General features: G+C 67.9%; 11 protein-coding genes, 1 pseudogene and 1 CRISPR repeat array. All 12 genes and pseudogenes read right to left on the bottom strand.

Going from position 1 to position 18,068, the window contains the following annotated elements:
• Nucleotides 1-280 precede the first annotated feature (280 nt).
• A pseudogene (locus BRM1_RS07485) lies at nt 281-571 on the bottom strand (IS3 family transposase); the annotation flags it as partial.
• A gap of 7 nt (nt 572-578) precedes the next feature.
• Nucleotides 579-1,928 carry an IS30 family transposase gene (locus BRM1_RS07480; RefSeq protein WP_442864352.1) on the bottom strand — a complete coding sequence of 450 codons (1,350 nt, stop codon included), beginning with the start codon at nt 1,926-1,928 and terminating at the stop codon, nt 579-581.
• A complete protein-coding gene (locus tag BRM1_RS07475) occupies nt 1,906-2,640 on the bottom strand; it encodes a DDE-type integrase/transposase/recombinase (protein ID WP_268524916.1) in 735 nt (244 codons plus the stop codon). The genes BRM1_RS07480 and BRM1_RS07475 overlap by 23 nt, the downstream gene beginning before the upstream one ends.
• Nucleotides 2,637-2,945, bottom strand: coding sequence for a transposase (locus BRM1_RS07470; protein ID WP_202411138.1), 309 nt, complete (start codon nt 2,943-2,945; stop codon nt 2,637-2,639). The genes BRM1_RS07475 and BRM1_RS07470 overlap by 4 nt, the downstream gene beginning before the upstream one ends.
• Nucleotides 2,946-3,893: 948 nt before the next feature.
• Nucleotides 3,894-8,379: direct repeats of the CRISPR family, unit length 28 nt; unit sequence GGCTCATCCCCGCTGGCGCGGGGACCAC.
• A 63-nt stretch (nt 8,380-8,442) separates the two neighbouring features.
• Nucleotides 8,443-8,847 carry a type I-E CRISPR-associated endoribonuclease Cas2e gene (cas2e, locus tag BRM1_RS07465; RefSeq protein WP_268524910.1) on the bottom strand — a complete coding sequence of 135 codons (405 nt, stop codon included), beginning with the start codon at nt 8,845-8,847 and terminating at the stop codon, nt 8,443-8,445.
• Nucleotides 8,844-9,698, bottom strand: coding sequence for a type I-E CRISPR-associated endonuclease Cas1e (gene cas1e, locus BRM1_RS07460; protein WP_268524908.1), 855 nt, complete (start codon nt 9,696-9,698; stop codon nt 8,844-8,846). Before cas1e ends, cas2e begins: the two co-directional genes overlap by 4 nt.
• 93 nt (nt 9,699-9,791) lie before the next feature.
• Complete coding sequence (gene cas6e / locus BRM1_RS07455) at nt 9,792-10,451, bottom strand: type I-E CRISPR-associated protein Cas6/Cse3/CasE (RefSeq protein WP_268524907.1); 660 nt, start codon at nt 10,449-10,451, stop codon at nt 9,792-9,794.
• Nucleotides 10,448-11,152: a type I-E CRISPR-associated protein Cas5/CasD gene (gene cas5e, locus BRM1_RS07450; protein WP_268524905.1), complete on the bottom strand. Its 705-nt coding sequence runs from the start codon at nt 11,150-11,152 to the stop codon at nt 10,448-10,450. The genes cas6e and cas5e overlap by 4 nt, the downstream gene beginning before the upstream one ends.
• A complete protein-coding gene (gene cas7e / locus BRM1_RS07445; RefSeq protein WP_268524903.1) occupies nt 11,149-12,288 on the bottom strand; it encodes a type I-E CRISPR-associated protein Cas7/Cse4/CasC in 1,140 nt (379 codons plus the stop codon). The genes cas5e and cas7e overlap by 4 nt, the downstream gene beginning before the upstream one ends.
• Nucleotides 12,289-12,323: 35 nt before the next feature.
• Nucleotides 12,324-13,028, bottom strand: a complete 705-nt coding sequence (gene casB, locus BRM1_RS07440) for a type I-E CRISPR-associated protein Cse2/CasB (protein WP_268524901.1) — start codon at nt 13,026-13,028, stop codon at nt 12,324-12,326.
• A gap of 8 nt (nt 13,029-13,036) precedes the next feature.
• On the bottom strand, nt 13,037-14,701 hold the full coding sequence (gene casA / locus BRM1_RS07435; RefSeq protein ID WP_268524900.1) for a type I-E CRISPR-associated protein Cse1/CasA: 1,665 nt from the start codon (nt 14,699-14,701) through the stop codon (nt 13,037-13,039).
• Entirely contained in the window at nt 14,698-17,676 is a 2,979-nt protein-coding gene (gene cas3, locus BRM1_RS07430) for a CRISPR-associated helicase Cas3' (RefSeq protein ID WP_268524897.1), read from the bottom strand. The genes casA and cas3 overlap by 4 nt, the downstream gene beginning before the upstream one ends.
• Between the last annotated feature and the right edge of the window lie 392 nt (nt 17,677-18,068).

The raw sequence follows: 18,068 nt of genomic DNA, 5'->3' as shown, positions 1-18,068 counted from the left end.
GGGAAGAGGAGTCCCGAGGCGCGCTCTCGTTGCGGGGGTCGCACGTTGTCCCCGTTGGCGCGGGGACCACGTGAGGTGCGGTGGAGACGTGGCCGTATGGAGCGGCTCATGTTCGCTTAGTGCGGGGATCACGACTACCCCGCCGAGGGCCTCGTCAAGGTCCGGGTTCATCCCCGCTGCCACGCGGAGCACTGTCTTTCGTGGGGTGCTTCGGGGCTGCTGTTACTGCTTGTTGGCTGTGCTCAGTGGGGACTGATGCACGATCAGGTGTCAGCTTGGTTTAGGCCGCCAGGGTGACGGTCGGGTTCATGATGGTCTCGTATTCGATGGGGGTCAATCGGCCCAGGCGGGCCTGACGCCGGCGGCGGTGGTAGGTCCGTTCGATCCAGGTAATGATCGCGATCCGGAGTTCCTCACGGGTGCGCCAACGGCGCCGGTCCAGGACGTTCTTCTGGAGTAGCGAGAAGAAGGATTCCATCGCCGCGTTATCACCGGCAGCACCGACTTGGCCCATGGATCCGATGAGGTGATGCTGGTTCAGGGCGTGGACGAACTTCCGGGATCGAAACTGCTTGGGCTCAATCGGTCGTTGCAACACCGTGTTGTTGAAGCGAGCGTAACTGCTCCTCGAAGACTTCCGCGGGAGTGCGCCAGTTCAGGCTTTTCCGTGGCCGGTTGTTGAGCGCGAGAGCGACGGCTTCGAGGTCCTCGGCCGACCACCGCGAGAGGTCCGTGCCCTTCGGGAAGTACTGACGCAGCAACCCGTTTGTGTTCTCGTTCGTCGGCCGCTGCCAGGGCGAGTGGGGGTCGGCGAAGAACACCTTCGTGCCCGTCTCAAGCGCGAACTGGGCATGCGCAGAAAGCTCCTTGCCGCGATCCCAGGTGAGTGTCTTGCGAAGCTGTTCTGGAAGCTTGGTCATGGTCGCGACGAGAGCAGCATTCATCGCGACGGCGCCGTAGCCTCCCAGTGCAGGACCGTTCTTCACATATGGGTTCTCGCCCCAGCCCTCCAGGCGGGGCAGGTGCACCAGCAGAGTCGAGCGGCTCTTGCGCTCGACGACAGTGCCGATCGCCGATCGGCCCGTTCCGATGATCAGATCCCCCTCCCAGTGCCCAGGAACGGCGCGGTCCGCCGCCTCCGCAGGACGTTCGGAGAACACGACATCGGCGGTGACATGCCCTTGCGGACGGTTCTGCGCTCGAGCTCGTGGCTGCCGGAGTGCGCGACCGGTTCGCAGGCAGGTGACGAGTTCGCGTTTGAGCGCGCCACGGCCCTGGATGAACAGCGACTGGTAGATCGCCTCGTGGCTGATGCGCATGGACTCATCATCCGGGAAGTCGACCTTGAGGCGGTGTGAGATCTGCTCCGGGCTCCACGCGATCGCCCACCGCCGGTCCTGCCGATGTGGCTTGTTCCGCCCCTTCCATGCCAGCGGCTCAGGGCCGACGACCACGCTGCCATCGGGTCGGCGGACGTTGCCGGCGAGACGGTCCTGGACGTACTCGCGCAGCCTAGCGTTGGTCACCAACTTCGCCTTCTTCGGCCGCTTCGCCGCCTGCTGCGCCTTCCACTGCGCCACCAGCGCCCGGTATTCCTGCTTGCCGCTGCGCGTAGCGGCATTGCGGCGCAGCTCGCGGGAGATCGTTCCCGGGTCGCGGCCGATCCTGCGGGCGATCTCACGCACGCCGAGCTGCTTGGCGCGGAGAAGCGCGATCTCCTCGCGTTCCTCGAAGGACAGATAACGACCTGTGGGCGGGGCGAGGCTGATCGGCGGCATGCCGCCAGCGTGACGAAACCAACGGGTCCCGACCGGCACAGACACGCCCACCGTCAGCGCCGCTTCGGCGGAGGTGATACCCGTCGCGATCAGACGCCAGAACTGCCGTTGCACCTCCCGCGAAGGCTCAGGCCGCCCGGGCGAGCGCATCGGCGGACGCAACGCCCGATCCGCACGCCACTGCCGACGCGCACTCACGGGCACTTCGCTGGTCTTCTTGCTCCAATCCGCCGTCACCATCGTTGAACACCTCTCGATCGAGGTGTTGCGACAACCAGTTGAATCCGCCCTGCGACCCGCGGTCTGAGTGAACAATGCAGCCAGCAACGTCGCCGCGCCGCGTTGCCGCGTTGGCCAGGGCGTTCACCGCCAAGCGGGCCTTCATCCGGTCACTCATGGAGTAGCCGACGATCCGGCCGGAGAAGGCGTCCTTGATCGCGCAGAGGTAGAGCTTGCCCTCATCAGTCCAGTGCTCGGTGATGTCGGTCAGCCAGAGCTCGTTGACGTCATCGGCAGTGAAGTCCCTCTGGACGAGGTCATCGTGGACAGGCGGTCCCGGACGTTTCCCGTTCTTGGCGCGCTTCTTCCCGAAAACGGACCACCACTGGTTGTCGTGGCAGATCCGCCACGCGGTCCGCTCGCACATGACCTCACCAGCCTCAGCGGCTTCGCCGGCGAGGAATCGGTACCCGAACTCCGGGTCGTCGCGGTGAGCGTCCAATAGCGCGTTGGCTCGATAGGCCTCGACCAGCTCGGCCTCGGTGACCTGCTGTTTGCGCCAGCGGTAGTAGGGCTGGCGAGAGAGCTTTAGGACCCGCAAGGACACCGCAACGGGGATCCCGTCGGCGGCGAGCTCGCTCACGAGCGGGTAGAGGATTTTCCCGGCAGATTCGCCTGGGACAGGTATGCAGCAGCACGGCGGAGCACCTCGTTCTCCTGCTCCAGCAGCCGGTTCCGGCGTCGGAGCTCGCGCAGCTCGGTGGAATCCTCACGGGTCTTCCCAGGCCGGTTGCCGTCCTCGACGTCCGCTTGGCGCATCCAATTCGTCAGGCAGGACTCGGAGATCCCGAAGTCCTTCGCGATCACGGAGAGCTTCTGGCCGGGTTCACGGTTCCTCGCGACGCGGACGACGTCCTCACGGAACTCTTGGGGATAGGGAGCGGGCATGGCGCACATCCTTCCCTGCAACGCCGCACGGCGCCACAGATCATGTGACACCTGATCGTGCATCAGTCCCGTGTGGTTCTCTGGCGGTTCGTGGTGTTTCGGTAGGTCGGTGTGTGGTGTGGTGCGGGCACCTGCGGCGTCCGCTGTGCGGCCGCGCCCTGGGTGTGCTTCCCCTCGGGAGTTTTCTCCCTCCCTGGTCTTCTGGGGGCCGCAATGAGACTAGAGCCTGTCGCTCCCCTGGCGGTGGGCTCCACTCACCGCCGGCCGCGCGCGCCGCGCCGGCGCCGAGCGGACACGAACCACGCGGTGCCGGTGCTGACGACCGAGGCGACAGCGAACGTCCACACGCACGCAGGCGTGCTGGCAGAGGCAGAGACAGCCGCGAGGGCAGCCCCCAGGGAAATGTAGATATACGGGCTGGTCAAGCGCTTCTCCTTACCTGTGACACTCGTAGGCGACACCTGGCGGGGACGCCGCCGCGGCTGCTCACTCATCCTATCCTCGCTGGGCTGCAGCGTTTCGCGGTTTGTTCTTTCGCGGGTGACCGGGCGAGGCCGGCTCTGCAAATACAGCGCGATCACCTCACGCCGCCACCTAGGCATGCAACCGATCATTGCAGCCGACTCAGGCAGGGCTGAACTTGTAAGGCTCGAAGAATCCTTCACCCCTGCGGCGCAACAACCTTCCCCGACCCCAGACAGTGCTCAGCCGCGGTACACAGCCGCCCGAGCAATCAGTACGGCGACCCCCACCACGCTGGCACCCGCCGACAGGGCAGTCAGCCACACCGGCGCAACGTACGACTTCGTGGCAGCAAACCCCAGCGACACACCCGAGAGGACCATTAGTGGCCCGCTCACGCGTTCCATAGCTCCACCCATTCGGTACTTCGGCGGTCTGCGGGCCGGAGCAACGTGGTTTTGCTCCGAGCCGGCCGCCTCGTCCGTGGGGTCATCCCCGCTGGCGCGGGGACCACCACTTGTACTGCGGCGATGAGTCGCTAGAGATGGGCTCATCCCCGCTGGCGCGGGGACCACACGTTGCTGTACTTCGGGGCGACGACGTGGACGGGCTCATTCCCGCTGGCGCGGGGACCACATGCGGCGGACCTGCGCGACCTTCGCGCCGTAGGGCTCATCCCCGCTGGCGCGGGGACCACACCTCGGCCTTGTTGCCGGCGTACTTGGCCGGCGGCTCATCCCCGCTGGCGCGGGGACCACTCGTCGGTGGCCGCGAGGACGGACTGCGGGTCGGGCTCATCCCCGCTGGCGCGGGGACCACCACTTGAGGTATCCGCGGGTGCCCGGCTTCGGGGGCTCATCCCCGCTGGCGCGGGGACCACGATGGCGGGCCCGGCCGGGTCGAGGTCCTGGTCGGCTCATCCCCGCTGGCGCGGGGACCACTAGGCCCGACAGGTCCGGGGTTGTCTCAGTCGGGGCTCATCCCCGCTGGCGCGGGGACCACGGTGACTACATCATCCGCGGGGTGCAGGGCGAGGGCTCATCCCCGCTGGCGCGGGGACCACGTCGAGCAGGACACGTACCTCTTCCACGACTGGGGCTCATCCCCGCTGGCGCGGGGACCACGTCGAGCAGGACACGTACCTCTTCCACGACTGGGGCTCATCCCCGCTGGCGCGGGGACCACACGTGGGGGTTGGCCCCGTTGTAGCGGCGCCACGGCTCATCCCCGCTGGCGCGGGGACCACATCACGAGGCTGCCGGGCCCGAGCTTGTGCTTCGGCTCATCCCCGCTGGCGCGGGGACCACAGCGGGTGGAAGACCCTGACGGTGGATGCGGCGGGCTCATCCCCGCTGGCGCGGGGACCACCCCACATCGCCCTTCGGCAGCGTGAGGTTGAGCGGCTCATCCCCGCTGGCGCGGGGACCACCTGCGCGAGCCCGACGCACCCCACGGCTCGAGGGGCTCATCCCCGCTGGCGCGGGGACCACATACGAGCCTCCCCCGGCTTCCACGAGGTGGCGGGCTCATCCCCGCTGGCGCGGGGACCACTACGGGCCCACCACGGCGAAGGTTGCCCGGCAGGGCTCATCCCCGCTGGCGCGGGGATCACCAGATGCCTTTCACTAGGGCTAGGGTCTGGTCGGGCTCATCCCCGCTGGCGCGGGGACCACATCTCGAGGCCGCGGGCTTCCTTCGTGCGGGCGGGCTCATCCCCGCTGGCGCGGGGACCACTTGTAGATGATCATCGCCGGCGGGTGATCTGCGGGCTCATCCCCGCTGGCGCGGGGACCACGGGCCGCACCTTTCGGGGTGCGGCCCCCTCTTCGGCTCATCCCCGCTGGCGCGGGGACCACGATCAACCGGCTCGACGCGACGTTCCGCCTCGCGGCTCATCCCCGCTGGCGCGGGGACCACGTGATCGCCATGCGGATGAGCGTGTCCATGTTGGGCTCATCCCCGCTGGCGCGGGGACCACGGGGAGCGCATGATCATCCACACCGCCCACCTGGGCTCATCCCCGCTGGCGCGGGGACCACGCACTGCTCAACGCCATCGCCGACGTCGGGGACGGCTCATCCCCGCTGGCGCGGGGACCACTTCGAGGCCAGCGTCACGCCGGTGATGGCGGCCGGCTCATCCCCGCTGGCGCGGGGACCACTCCGCGCCGCCATCAACGGAGAGGACTGGCTCGGGGCTCATCCCCGCTGGCGCGGGGACCACCGCCGGCAAGCAGCTCGCGGTGCTCGGGTCGCAGGGCTCATCCCCGCTGGCGCGGGGACCACCTCGACGCTCGCGCCGAGGCCGACCCGCTGGTCGGCTCATCCCCGCTGGCGCGGGGACCACTTCAGCCAGTCCCAGACGGCCTGAGCCGCCTGCGGCTCATCCCCGCTGGCGCGGGGACCACGTCGCGGCCGTGGACTCGGCGGTTCGCAAGGCGGGCTCATCCCCGCTGGCGCGGGGACCACTATACGGATGACCCCGATGCGTGGTACAAGGCGGGCTCATCCCCGCTGGCGCGGGGACCACCCTTAATCATCTTGCCGTCGAGTTCGCCAACCGGGCTCATCCCCGCTGGCGCGGGGACCACTTCCAGGCGTTCTCCCACGCTCTGTGCTCGCGGGGCTCATCCCCGCTGGCGCGGGGACCACACCGGGACAGGCTCGCCGGGAGTCCCGTACCGGGGCTCATCCCCGCTGGCGCGGGGACCACACACGCGGTGGCGGCGAGGTCGGAGGCTGTCTCGGCTCATCCCCGCTGGCGCGGGGACCACGAAGGACGGCGCGCAGCGCGTCGCGGAACTGGCGGCTCATCCCCGCTGGCGCGGGGACCACCGCCGTCACACGCTTCTGCGCCGAGTTCACACGCGGCTCATCCCCGCTGGCGCGGGGACCACCCACTTCCACCGCGGGGGAGCGAAGGGCGCACGGGCTCATCCCCGCTGGCGCGGGGACCACACCACTGAGAAGGGTCGCGCCAACCAGTCGGCGGGCTCATCCCCGCTGGCGCGGGGACCACTCGAGCAACGTCGCTGCCGCGGCGGGCGCCTGGGGCTCATCCCCGCTGGCGCGGGGACCACTCCAGCTTGCCGTTGGCCTTGTCGAGCTGCTTGGGCTCATCCCCGCTGGCGCGGGGACCACACCGAGCCCACCTCCCGACTGCGGGCCGAGATGGGCTCATCCCCGCTGGCGCGGGGACCACCATTCCGCTCTGTGGCCGAGGCCAACGCCCTCAGGCTCATCCCCGCTGGCGCGGGGACCACGCCCAGCTCGTTAAAGCCAGCGTTGAGCCCTCGGGCTCATCCCCGCTGGCGCGGGGACCACTCTTGATGTTGGGTAGGGATACCGGCGCCATGGGGCTCATCCCCGCTGGCGCGGGGACCACTCGGTGTTGCACAGCTCGAGGGCGAACGGGCCGGGCTCATCCCCGCTGGCGCGGGGACCACCTCGATGTCACCACGGAGACGTTGTTCACGTTCAGGCTCATCCCCGCTGGCGCGGGGACCACTTCGTCGCCCCAGAGATCGCCAGCGTGGCGACCGGCTCATCCCCGCTGGCGCGGGGACCACCCGAACGGTCCATTCGCCCTTCTCGGGCTTGCAGGGCTCATCCCCGCTGGCGCGGGGACCACCCATGCTCTTGGCCTGCTCGGTGAGAGCGTTCTGGCTCATCCCCGCTGGCGCGGGGACCACACCATCGACGGCAAGCCCGCCCACGATTCAACGGGCTCATCCCCGCTGGCGCGGGGACCACGAGGGCCAGCTCAAGCCCCTGGCGTCGATGGGCGGCTCATCCCCGCTGGCGCGGGGACCACTCGTTCTGTGCCTTGCCCGTGGACGCCACCTTGGGCTCATCCCCGCTGGCGCGGGGACCACCGCCTGAACCAGAACATGTCCGTCGTCCAGCACGGCTCATCCCCGCTGGCGCGGGGACCACAAGGGCCGCAAGTAGTTCAGATGTAGTCGTTCGGGCTCATCCCCGCTGGCGCGGGGACCACTAAGCAATAAGAAGTAGCGCAAATGGAGTCGTCGGCTCATCCCCGCTGGCGCGGGGACCACCCGAACTCCGGGCGAGCGTCCCCCATCTCCTTCGGCTCATCCCCGCTGGCGCGGGGACCACTCTGCGATCCCCCAGGCGCAGGCGATGCCCGCGGGCTCATCCCCGCTGGCGCGGGGACCACGGCCTCGAAGACGGCAGCGCTCTCGCGGACCAGGGCTCATCCCCGCTGGCGCGGGGACCACTCGTGGAGAAGGCGACGCTCACAATCAACCCGCGGCTCATCCCCGCTGGCGCGGGGACCACTGGGCAACTTCGCGCGTGGAGAGTGGGGGCGTGGGCTCATCCCCGCTGGCGCGGGGACCACGGTGTACTCAGTCATGGTCGTTCCTTTCGGTTGGGCTCATCCCCGCTGGCGCGGGGACCACCAGGTCAAGTCCATCAACGACATGACGGAGGGCGGCTCATCCCCGCTGGCGCGGGGACCACGCACGTCTCCGCGGTACGGATCGCCCGGCTTAGGGCTCATCCCCGCTGGCGCGGGGACCACTAGTCCGCCTGCGACTCACCCATATCCGCACGAGGCTCATCCCCGCTGGCGCGGGGACCACGCCGAGATCGTCAGTGATGCACTGCTCGAACAGGGCTCATCCCCGCTGGCGCGGGGACCACGGACTCTCCGGCGCATACAGTGCCGTGGACCGGGGCTCATCCCCGCTGGCGCGGGGACCACGTCAGGTGTGAGGGTCAGGAAAGGGGTTGGGGGGGCTCATCCCCGCTGGCGCGGGGACCACACGCCGTCGCGGTGCCCGGCGAGGTAGGCGGTGGGCTCATCCCCGCTGGCGCGGGGACCACACATTCTCGACGGCGAGCCGGGTCTGTCCTTCCGGCTCATCCCCGCTGGCGCGGGGACCACACCTACAACACCGACTTCAACGCCGTCCACTGCGGCTCATCCCCGCTGGCGCGGGGACCACTCTTGCTCACCAGGAACTTTAACCTCTTGCTCTGAGTTCCGAGTGCAACTTGCGTCTGCCGTTTTAGGGTCGAGTTGGCGGCTCAAGGCTGTCCGCCGCTCTTGCCTCCGGCTCGACATCGAACTGCGGCGGACGTCGGGCTGCCTGTTGTGCGCGAGCTTTGCTCCAACCGGTTCGCCGTGGCGTGGCGGTAGTGTCTGCCGGTCTGCGCATCAGTGTGAGACCGTCGAAATCGGCAGGCACCCATGCGGATCTGTGAACGCGGAACTCGAGTCGCTGCTCGTTGCCGGCCGTCGTCACCAATACGGCGCGTCCCTCTTTACAGAGGGCGACCGTTCGTTCCCAGACGAGTTCCCTGATCCGGGCGGAGGGGTTGCCGACGAACACCCCGGGGCTGATCTCCGCGAGCCATTTCGTCAGATCGCCTCTGAGCCCGGGTGGCACCGCAGTCAACACGAGCGTCATCATCTGACATCCTCCGAAGCCCAGTTCATACCCGCTGTCACGCGCTCGAACTCAGACCAGAGCACGAGGTCAGCATCAACAAGCTCGTCCGACACGGGCTCGTTCAGCACGGAAAAGATCGCCTCGACCAGTCGGGGCATCAGCCTGATTCCCACCATCCTGTCGCGCACAAGTCGGCGCACGGCGACGGCGGGATCATCTCCTGAGTCGGACGCTGCCTGTACCGCATCGAACGCTGCGGGGATGGACACCTCGGCCTTGAAGAGATCGGCAACGTCGTAGACAAACGAACGATCCGTGCCACTGTGGACCACACCTAGCGAAGGAATGCACCCCAACGACACGATCGCCGCGTGCGCAACGCCGTAGAGGGCCGCACTTGCTGCCGTTAGCGCGCGGTTGATGTCATCGCCTGCCTCGAAATCGTCCGGAGAATACTGCCGCCGGGACCATTGCACCCCGGTGCGCTGCGCCTCGGCGGTGTAGATCCGCTTCATGCGCACACCCTCACGGCCCCGGAGCTGATGCATTGTCAGACCACTGACGTCCTCGCCCGGAAACCGGAGCGCATACATTTTCCGGGCGGACTGAAGTCGCCTCCGTTGATTCGAGACAACTGCTGCCTGCACTTCGGCCATGCGCGATGACTTCGCCAGCGGGCGCCCACAGGCGTAGAAGCGCACGCCCCGTTCACCGACCCACACCACGGTCACTCCGGAATCTCCCAACACGCTCATCGCGGCATGCGTTGTGCGAGTGCCCGGCCCCAGCAGCAGACTGGAGAGCGCGGCCGTGGGAACGTGGACGGTTCCTCGCTCGTCGGTGATCGTCAGCGCATTGGCGTCCCTGTGCACGGTGCAGTGCTCACAGTAGAGAAACGACAGCCGGTTCCGCACAGTCGCAAGTTCCGACCGCACGGGTGGCGGTGTGCCCTTCACCACAGCGGTTCACTCAGGGCGGGCAAGCGTGAGCATCCCACACCCGTAGGCCTTGGCCCGCCCGATCCCGTGGGTGAGCGCGTGTCGAAGCGCCTGAGTGTCGGTGACCTGCAAAGCCCCCTCGAAACGTGCGGTGCGCAGGTGGATGCGTCGCCGCCCGCCATCCTTCCTGAAGCTCAGGTCGTTCCGCTCGGTGACTCGGACTCGCGGACCATTGTCGCTGTCGACGGTGAACCCTGCCGCTTCCGCGCGTGCCGTGAACCACGCGGTCTGCTGGGAAACTGTCACGTGCGGCACCACACGTCCCCGAGTGCCGCGTTCCGTGGCAAGTGCGCGCACAGGGTTGCCGCGCAGCGCAAACCCCCACTCCTGGCCGACGCGCAGCCTGTCAAGGAACGGTGTGTAGTCGGCAATCTCCGGTGGCCTGCTGGGCCACCCCAGCTGCTCACCCAGATGCTCAGCATCAGGCTCTTCTGGCCCCACGATGTACAGCGTCACCTCATGTGACTGCGGCCGCTGGTCAAGCCGCCACAGAATGCGTGCGGCGGTGGAATCGATATCGGGAGGAAATGCGGAGCGGACGGCCGCGTGGAGCGCTTGAGGATTGGACAGCAGCTCCCGCGCCTGGCGTTTCTGCGGATTCACAAGAATCCTCGTGAGGGTGATCACGCGGAGATCACCGCCTCGAAGAACGGGTCACGGCTCGCTGTTCCCGTCGGATTGTCGATCGATGCGTACCGCTCGTCTTCGACAACCGTGCGCCAGTCGTACTTCCGGAACTCCTGGCTGTAGGACACGGGCACATCGCGCACCGCCACCCCGCGGGAGGCCTCGCCCGGTTTCGCATCCCGGAAGATCGGCAATGTGATGTGTTGAGGTCGGCGACGCTGATGGTGCGCTGTGGCGTGCCATTTCTCCTCGACCAGGGCCGTGATTGCATCGGTTGACTTGATGCCGATGACCAGGTCTCTGTTCGCGGGACACGAACGGCGCCCTAGGAATAGCGGGTAGACGGGCCGCTCCAGCGCAGCCTTGAGCGATTCCACGGTGACGCGCTCAGCCGCTTCGATCGCGACGACGAAGACAGCGTCGGTGAGGTAGTAGCGAGAGACGAGGTTTGTCTTCCCGCTGCGGTCCTCGGCGGTCTGGTAGTCGCGCAGCACCTCTCCCGGGGCATCGACGCGAACGGCGAAGGAGAGCCGCGCCAGGTCCTCCAAGTCGGCTTCCCGGCTTCTGCCCTGCGCAGCCGCGATCAAGCCCAGCACACCGGACTTCGTAGGCTGCGGTCGGGTATCGCGGCGCTTCTGCCGGCTATCTGCGCCCCACGACTGCATGGGGCCTTTCAACTTGAGCAGCAGCGTTGCCGTCACCGGTCCTCTCCCTCCGTCGCGAGCTGCTCGAGGGTCGCTGTCACCTGCGGGGCGAGTTCCTGCAGGGTGGTTCGGGTGCCCACTGCGGCAAACGGCTTGACCAAATTGTCGGCGCCGATGACGAAGGCGGCGGTGGGGGCGAATCCGAAGCACGTGGAGGCGTTCTTCGCCTCTTCGGCGAGCTTCTCAGCGGCCTTCACCCGTCGGCCGGAGGTCTCGTCGGCAGCGATTGGCTCCTCGAACGCGTTCACGAAGGAGACCGAGCGCTCATTGCGCACAGTGACGTAGACCAGCTCGGGCAGGGTGCTGTTGGCAAACGTGTTCTGCTTCCCTGTCGGCAGCGAGACCACGAAGCTGCGCAGGAATGCCACCGCGGCCTGGCGGGCCGCCTCGCTGTCGCCCAGGGTCTCCGCCAGCGAGGTGAGGTTCACGGATGCGAAGCGGTAGAGGGTCGAGGACATCATCTGGATCGTGCCGATCATGCCGGCACCCGTTTCCTCGGCTTCGCTGGCAACGTCGTCGACCGCCGTGAAGTAGTCGAATTCGGGCTCGGACTCGTGCACGCCCAAGGCGTGGGCCACCTGCACCGAGGCGTCGACGTTGTAGTCCGGCGCTTCCGCGACCATGCGGCCGAACATCGCGATATCGATGCTGTGGTCCGTATCGAAGACGCGGTCCGCGTCCTTCTTCGTCGGCTTCGCCCCCTCTGCGGAGATGACCAATTCAGCGGCTGCGCGCAGCTGGCGTCGGCTGAGGAAGAGCAGCGACCCCGTTTCCAGGTGCGACTCGCGCCCCTCGGATTCCCGCGTGGGCTTGAGCTTCATCTTCGCCGCGGTGTACAGCCCCTCCACCGCCTCCTCTGCGGCTTCCTTGGTCCATTCCTCGCCTGCTTCGGCCGTGAGGCGAAGCACCTCGGCGACGACGAGGTCGAAGCTGCGCTTGGTGCGGACCCCGACCACCTCTTCGCCCAGGGAGTTCTTGAAGTCCTGCCGGATAGCGCGTTTCCACGCCTGTGAGGAGACACGCTGGCGAGGAACGCCGCCGAAGACGGCGGTCTTCGGGGCGCCGGTGTCATCGCGGTTGATGTTGCTGGGCGGCAGAGTCTGCAGCGCGTGGATATCGATGAAGAGTGACATGGGTGTGTGCCTTTCGGTAGTGGGGGTGAATGCGGTCAGGATTGGGCGGGAGTGGGGGGCGCGGAGCGGGAATGCTGGAGCTGATTGGCAAGGTCCCGTCCCCACTGAAGGAGGACCGTCTGGCGCCGGCTTCCCCCCAGGCTGCGCAGATCCCCGGCAAAACGTCCGTAGTCCAGGGCAATGCTCTCCGTGCGCAGCAGCGAAATCAGCGAGCGAGCATGCTGGAGCCGGCTCCGTTCGGTGCGGGCAAGCTGCAGAGCGTCGAAGCGCGGCTTGAGCGACTGCGACGAGCGCTTCGACATGAGCAGGCCCAATGCCGTGCCGAGGCTGCGCTTCTCCGTGTGCATGGGGGCTGTCGCAGACTGCATGTGCCAGGCGAAGAGTGTCAGGGCCGCGAACGCGGCGGATTCGGACGGCGTGGGAGCGTCGCCACTGCCCTGCTCCTTGGCAGAGAGCGGCGGTGTGAGCGCCGCGAGCACAGAATGGAGCAGCATGGGCTCATCGGCTGCACGGCGGCCGGCGGCTCTGCGCAGGCCGGCGAGGAAGGCGCGCGCCTCGGCTTGTTCGCTCCGGTCGCGCTGGCCCAGGTAGCTGGCCTGCAAGCGGGCGGCCGTGCCGAACAGTGACTGCGTCAGGTTCGGTTTGGCTGCGTCATCGACTGCACCCGTATCCGCGCCCGGGGTGCCAGGGTCGTCCTGCTGCACCGCAGCCGGGCTCGGTGAAGGGGTGGTTTCTGTCATGATCAACCTCAATTCGTCTGCTGGGGTGAAGGGCTGGCAAAAGCAGAGTGTTCCGGGGCGAGAGGCAGCTCGCTAGTGAGTCGCTTGCGGAGGGCGCGCATGGCCGTTGCCGCGGACACGACTCGCTCGGAGGTATCGGTGGCGATCACGCGTCCGATGAGCGCTCGGGGGCCGGCGCCCGCTGCCTGCACCGTTGCACGATCGAGCACCTCCTTCGTGACGTGTCGCTGCCAATCGACGCACGCGGCCTCCACCGTTTCGTCGGATTCCGGGCGGAGCTTCCGTACCCAGTCACGGAAATCCGGCTCCAGCGAGGCAAGAAGCGATTCGGTGGGATCGGGCTGGAAGGCGTAGTCTCCGCCAGCGGCCAACAGGAGGTCGCCGCCGAATTGCCCCAAACAGGTCGCAGCCTTGAGTGCCGCCCGGGCTGCGGCGACGACGTCGGAGCGCACCGCGGCGAAGTCCGCTTCGAATAACCGTGGGGAGACATCGAGGTGGGCATCGACGCTGGCGGCGTGGGTGGAATCCTGTGGTCCGTAGGAAGCGGAGACGAGTCGCACGCGGATATCTCCGAAGTCATCGCTGATGTCTTCGGAGTCGTCGCCAAGGGCGTCGAGCACCACAGGGCGCTTGGGGGCGTGCTCGCCCTTGCCAAGAGCGAACTCGCCCTCCGGCAGGATGAGCGGCTCCAGAGACTTCCACATCGTGCGCTCGACCGGGTACGGCAGCGGATAGTAGACCACCTTTCCGCCCACGGACTTGTTCTTGCTCCAGCGGTAGGGAGTCATCGGATCGGCGAATACGTTGGCCCCCGCGTCGGGGATGCGATCTCCGTTGCTCACCAATACGGCGCGCACGTTCTCGGAGTCGTGGAACAGGCGAATCCGCCGTGATTGCCAGGTGGCGATGTCCGCAGCGCCGGCAGGCACCTCGACGGGACGTGCCATGGACGTATCTGGTGGGCGCTCCCAGACGGGACGATCTGCCTCATCGGCGAGCAGCACCGCCCTGGGTGTGTTGAGCACCAAGGTTTCGCGCAGCGTGCGGCCCTCGACGATCGTGCCCCCTGTCATGCCGGACCATCCCACGCCGATGGGATAGCCACGGCCGCCCTTGACCCGGGGGTCGCCGAGGGCACCCGACTTGATGCCCGAGGGATCGTAGGCGTGCGTGTGCACGGTCCACCGGGCCGCTTCGGCGAAGCTGATGGACTCGCGTCCCTCGCCGTCGCGCAAAGTGAAGAAGTCATTCTCCGCATCGGGGACGATGCGGCTCACCGGTGAGACGGCCCCACTGGGCGTCGCCAAGTCCGCGACCTGCATGAAAGGTGCGGTGGGGTGGAGCAGATCGAAACGCGGCGCGAATTCGGCGACGTAGTCCAGCACTCGCCCGTCGGCCGTGCCGCTGCGGGCCTCGTTGAGTGCCTCGCGTCGCCAGGCCGTGAAACGGAACGTGCCGGAGACGTCCGCCTCGGTTCGCCTGTGAGCGCGCCAGAAGATCGCGAGGAGCGTGCGCAGCACGGCGTAGTCCTGGGTGGGCGATTCTCCGCAGACGGCGATGAGGGTCCCGTCGTCTTCGAAGACATCGCGGATCGACACGGCCACGATGCTGTCGTCGCGGCGACGGCAAAGCACCCAGGGCTCGTCGAGGAGTGAGAATGCGCGGTCAGTCATGGCCCTGCTTTCGTGATGGACGGCGGTGGCTGGGAGTCGCTGTGCGTGTCGTCGCGGGCGGCGGTCGTCGCGGCGGCGGACGTGGAGGCGGGGGAGTTCCGGCGCTGATCGTGGTGCAGGCCGAGGACCGGCGAGTACGCGAGCGGTACCCCGTCGACGCAGCCGCGCAGTTCAGCGTCGAGGAAGAGGGCGAGCTCACCCCGCAGCAGGCGGCTTTCCCTCCAACCGGAGGGGGTGCGTGTCTCGAGGTGCTTCACGACCTGTTCGAAGCGCTCGGGGTCGCGGGAGAAGAGCAGTGGGAGTCTGACGGTGCTGCGTGCCAGTGCGAACGCGGCACGCGAGGGGGGTTCTGCGTCTCCGACGAGGGCGGCCTCTCCGGCACCATCGAGCCAGGGCAACGGCCGGTAGAACGAGGGGTCGCCTATTGCCAGGACCACCTCGATCGACGGGTCGGTGTCCCGGACCTGAGCCGCACCCTGCGCGGCGCCGCCGGGAGAATCGATTGCGGCATGCTGGCGGGTGAACTGATCGTCCAGACTCTCGGAGCCCACTGGCGGGGGAAACATGAAGCTGCGCGAGCGCCGTTCCGCGGCGCAGTTGCGCGCCTCGAAATCCTGGTCCGCGGCATGCATGGCATCCGCCCACCCGGGTGGGGCGGGCAGGTCCGGCGCATAGGCGAGGCGTGTGAGGCGTGGGACAGCGGCCGGCCGCAGCACGCCCGTCTCCCAGCCCTCTGCTTCGATCACCGCCGCGGACCGCAGCAGCGCCGCTCGGCCGTAGACCGCCTCACAGGCACGGGGAAACACCGGCGGTGACGCGGTCCAGTCCGCACCTCGCAGCAGTGCCCGAGGTGCGCGCAAGCGCTCGGGCCTGTCCGTGGCGGGCCGCTCGTGGCGGTGCAGCCTGCCGATGCGCTGGAGCAGGATATCCATGGGCGCGACGTCGGAGACAAGCAGGTCGACGTCGATGTCGAGGCTCTGCTCGGCGACCTGCGTGGCCACGATGATGCGGGTGTGTGGGCGCTTGCCGTCTCTGTGGGCATGCGGGCCCAAGAGCTCCCGGAGCTCGGCTTCCTTCTTCACCCGATCCACCGCCGCGAATGCGGAATGATGGAGTTCGCACTGCTCTGGATGGGCTGCGGCCAGCACCTCGAACGCGTCCTGGGCGCGGCTGACGGTGTTGCAGATGACGAGGGCACAACCGCCGTCTGCGAGTTCCTCGCCCAGGCAGGAGACGAGGGCGGTCAGGTCATCGGGGAGCCGTCCGAGCCTGATGCGCGTTTCAGGCTGTTCCGAGCGGGCAGGATATTCGGCGATGCCGGAGGCATCGACGTGGGTGACGAGTGGGTAGGGTGCGGCGCCGTCGATGACAGGAGCCTCGCTGGCCGCAGTCGGCTGCCCGAGCTGGCCGCCGTAGGCGCCGCAGAGCCGGCGTTTGAGCTCGGGCGTCAGCGTGGCGGACAGGAGGACGGTTGGAATGCCGTACCGACCCAGCCATTCGAGGGTGCGCAGCAGATAGGCATTCGTGTAGGCGTCGAAGCTATGCACTTCATCGAGGATGACGACCTTGCCTGCCAGTGCCACGTGCCGGAGCATGGAGTGCTTCCCCTGGAGGACTGCGAAGAGCACCTGGTCGATCGTTGCCACGCAGAAGTTCGACAGCAGGCCCTTCTTCCTGCCGGACATCCACTCGCTGGCGATGACGTCGCCGTGTTCGGCGCCGACGCCCTGGGGCGCTGCCGGGGATGAGCCTGCGTGGCGCAGGATGCTGAAGTCGGCATTGAGTGCGCTCTTCGAGTGGGCGAGGAACATCGACGTGATCTCGCTGGTGGGAGTCGCTTCCTGTGCCCAGCCGAGGACTCGGCGAAAGAGTCCATCGGCCGTGGCCATGGTGGGAGCCGCGAAGATCGCCCCGCCGGCCCCCGTGACCGCCGCGAGCGCCTCGGCGGCACCGAGCGCGGCCTCGGTCTTCCCTTCACCGGTCCCGGCCTCGATGACGAGGAGGGCGGCGCCAGTGCCGGCGCTCGCACAGTCGACCGCTGTGCGCTGGACGTCGCGCGGGGAGTGCGCAGCCAGGGCGGGGAACCGCCGGGCCAGCAGCGCGTCCGCGTCGGTCACTGCGTCGGGGGCCCACGGCGCAGTGAGGTCGACGGCATCGAGTTCGTCGCCCCTGCGGGTTGGCTGTTCGCCAGGTGGGCACAGGGGGAAATAGTCCACGCAGGAGGCGATCCAGTCGGCCATGATGACGATGCCGGTGAGCAGATTCTGCGCCGGGCCGAAGAGCGGCCGGTCCAGTCGCCGGAGCACGTCGTAGATGCCGCTCTTGGCGGCGCATTCCCCCAACAGGAAGTCCTGGGCTTCGCGCCAGGCTACAGGGTAGGAGTCCACGGCGCGCTGGGCTGCGCGCCGCAGGCCGGGGGATGATGGCCGCCCGTGGTGGGCATCATGGACGGCGGCCAGGCTGCGCGCGGTCTCCGGATCGACGTCATGTTCGCGCAGCCACCGCTGCACGATGACCCGTGAGGCGAGACCGTGCGGGAAGCGCTCGAGGCCCGCCTCCAGTCGAGGCATGCGAAGCGGTAGGCCAGCGTCCTCGAGGCGGCTGCGGAAGGCGGCGTGTTCCGGGCGTTCGCCAATCTGCAGCTGGAAGGATAGGGTCGCCTTACCTGCATCGTGGGTGGCCGCCATCCACGTCGTCAGCGCGGCAGCGTCGTCGTCGCTCAGGCCGGTCAGCCGGCAGATGGTGGCGCGCGCTTGCCGCGGTAGCCATCCGCTCCAGAGGGCCTGGGTGGTCTGCAGCGAGTCGGCCATGTGCTGGTGCAGAGGCAGCCAGTGGTCGCCTCCGCGGCGGTCGGTCTTCGCCCAGAGTGCCGCGGCGCGACGGTGCACGGCCTCGTCTGTCACCGCGGTTCCGTGCACGAATGCTCCCGATGTCTGCGATTGTGGTGATGGCGACGCTACGGTGACTTCGGTCACGCGTCAACCCTTAAAAATCCCAAAACAAACATTTCGAAATTTTGGATCTTGCTCGCGAGGACCCGCCATGGAACCATCGGCTCGTCAGTGCCCTGCCGGCCAGGGGTGAGCCCTGTTTGTTTTGGGATCTTGCAGTGTGATCCGCGTAGCGGAAGGGTTGGTTGCTGCCGCCGTGCTTTCGGGCCGGTGGCAGCAACCACGTTCCGCCGCTGGATTCTGCCGATGCCCCGGGTTCTGCGTATCCGGTTCGCGGCGGGGGATTGATTTGCCCCCGGGCCCGCGCACGACGATGCTGCATGTGTGCATACGGGGCCGATAGGGCGATGTGCAGTGATGCGCCCACCTCGCCAAGGTCAGCATCGGTGCCAGCTCGTGGGGGATACGCTGGCGTT

Source organism: Brevibacterium sp. BRM-1, assembly GCF_026802075.1.
In the GTDB taxonomy this organism is placed as follows: domain Bacteria; phylum Actinomycetota; class Actinomycetes; order Actinomycetales; family Brevibacteriaceae; genus Brevibacterium; species Brevibacterium rongguiense.
The sequence above is the reverse complement of the archived record's forward strand: the minus strand, read 5'-3'. Positions and strand labels throughout refer to the sequence as shown.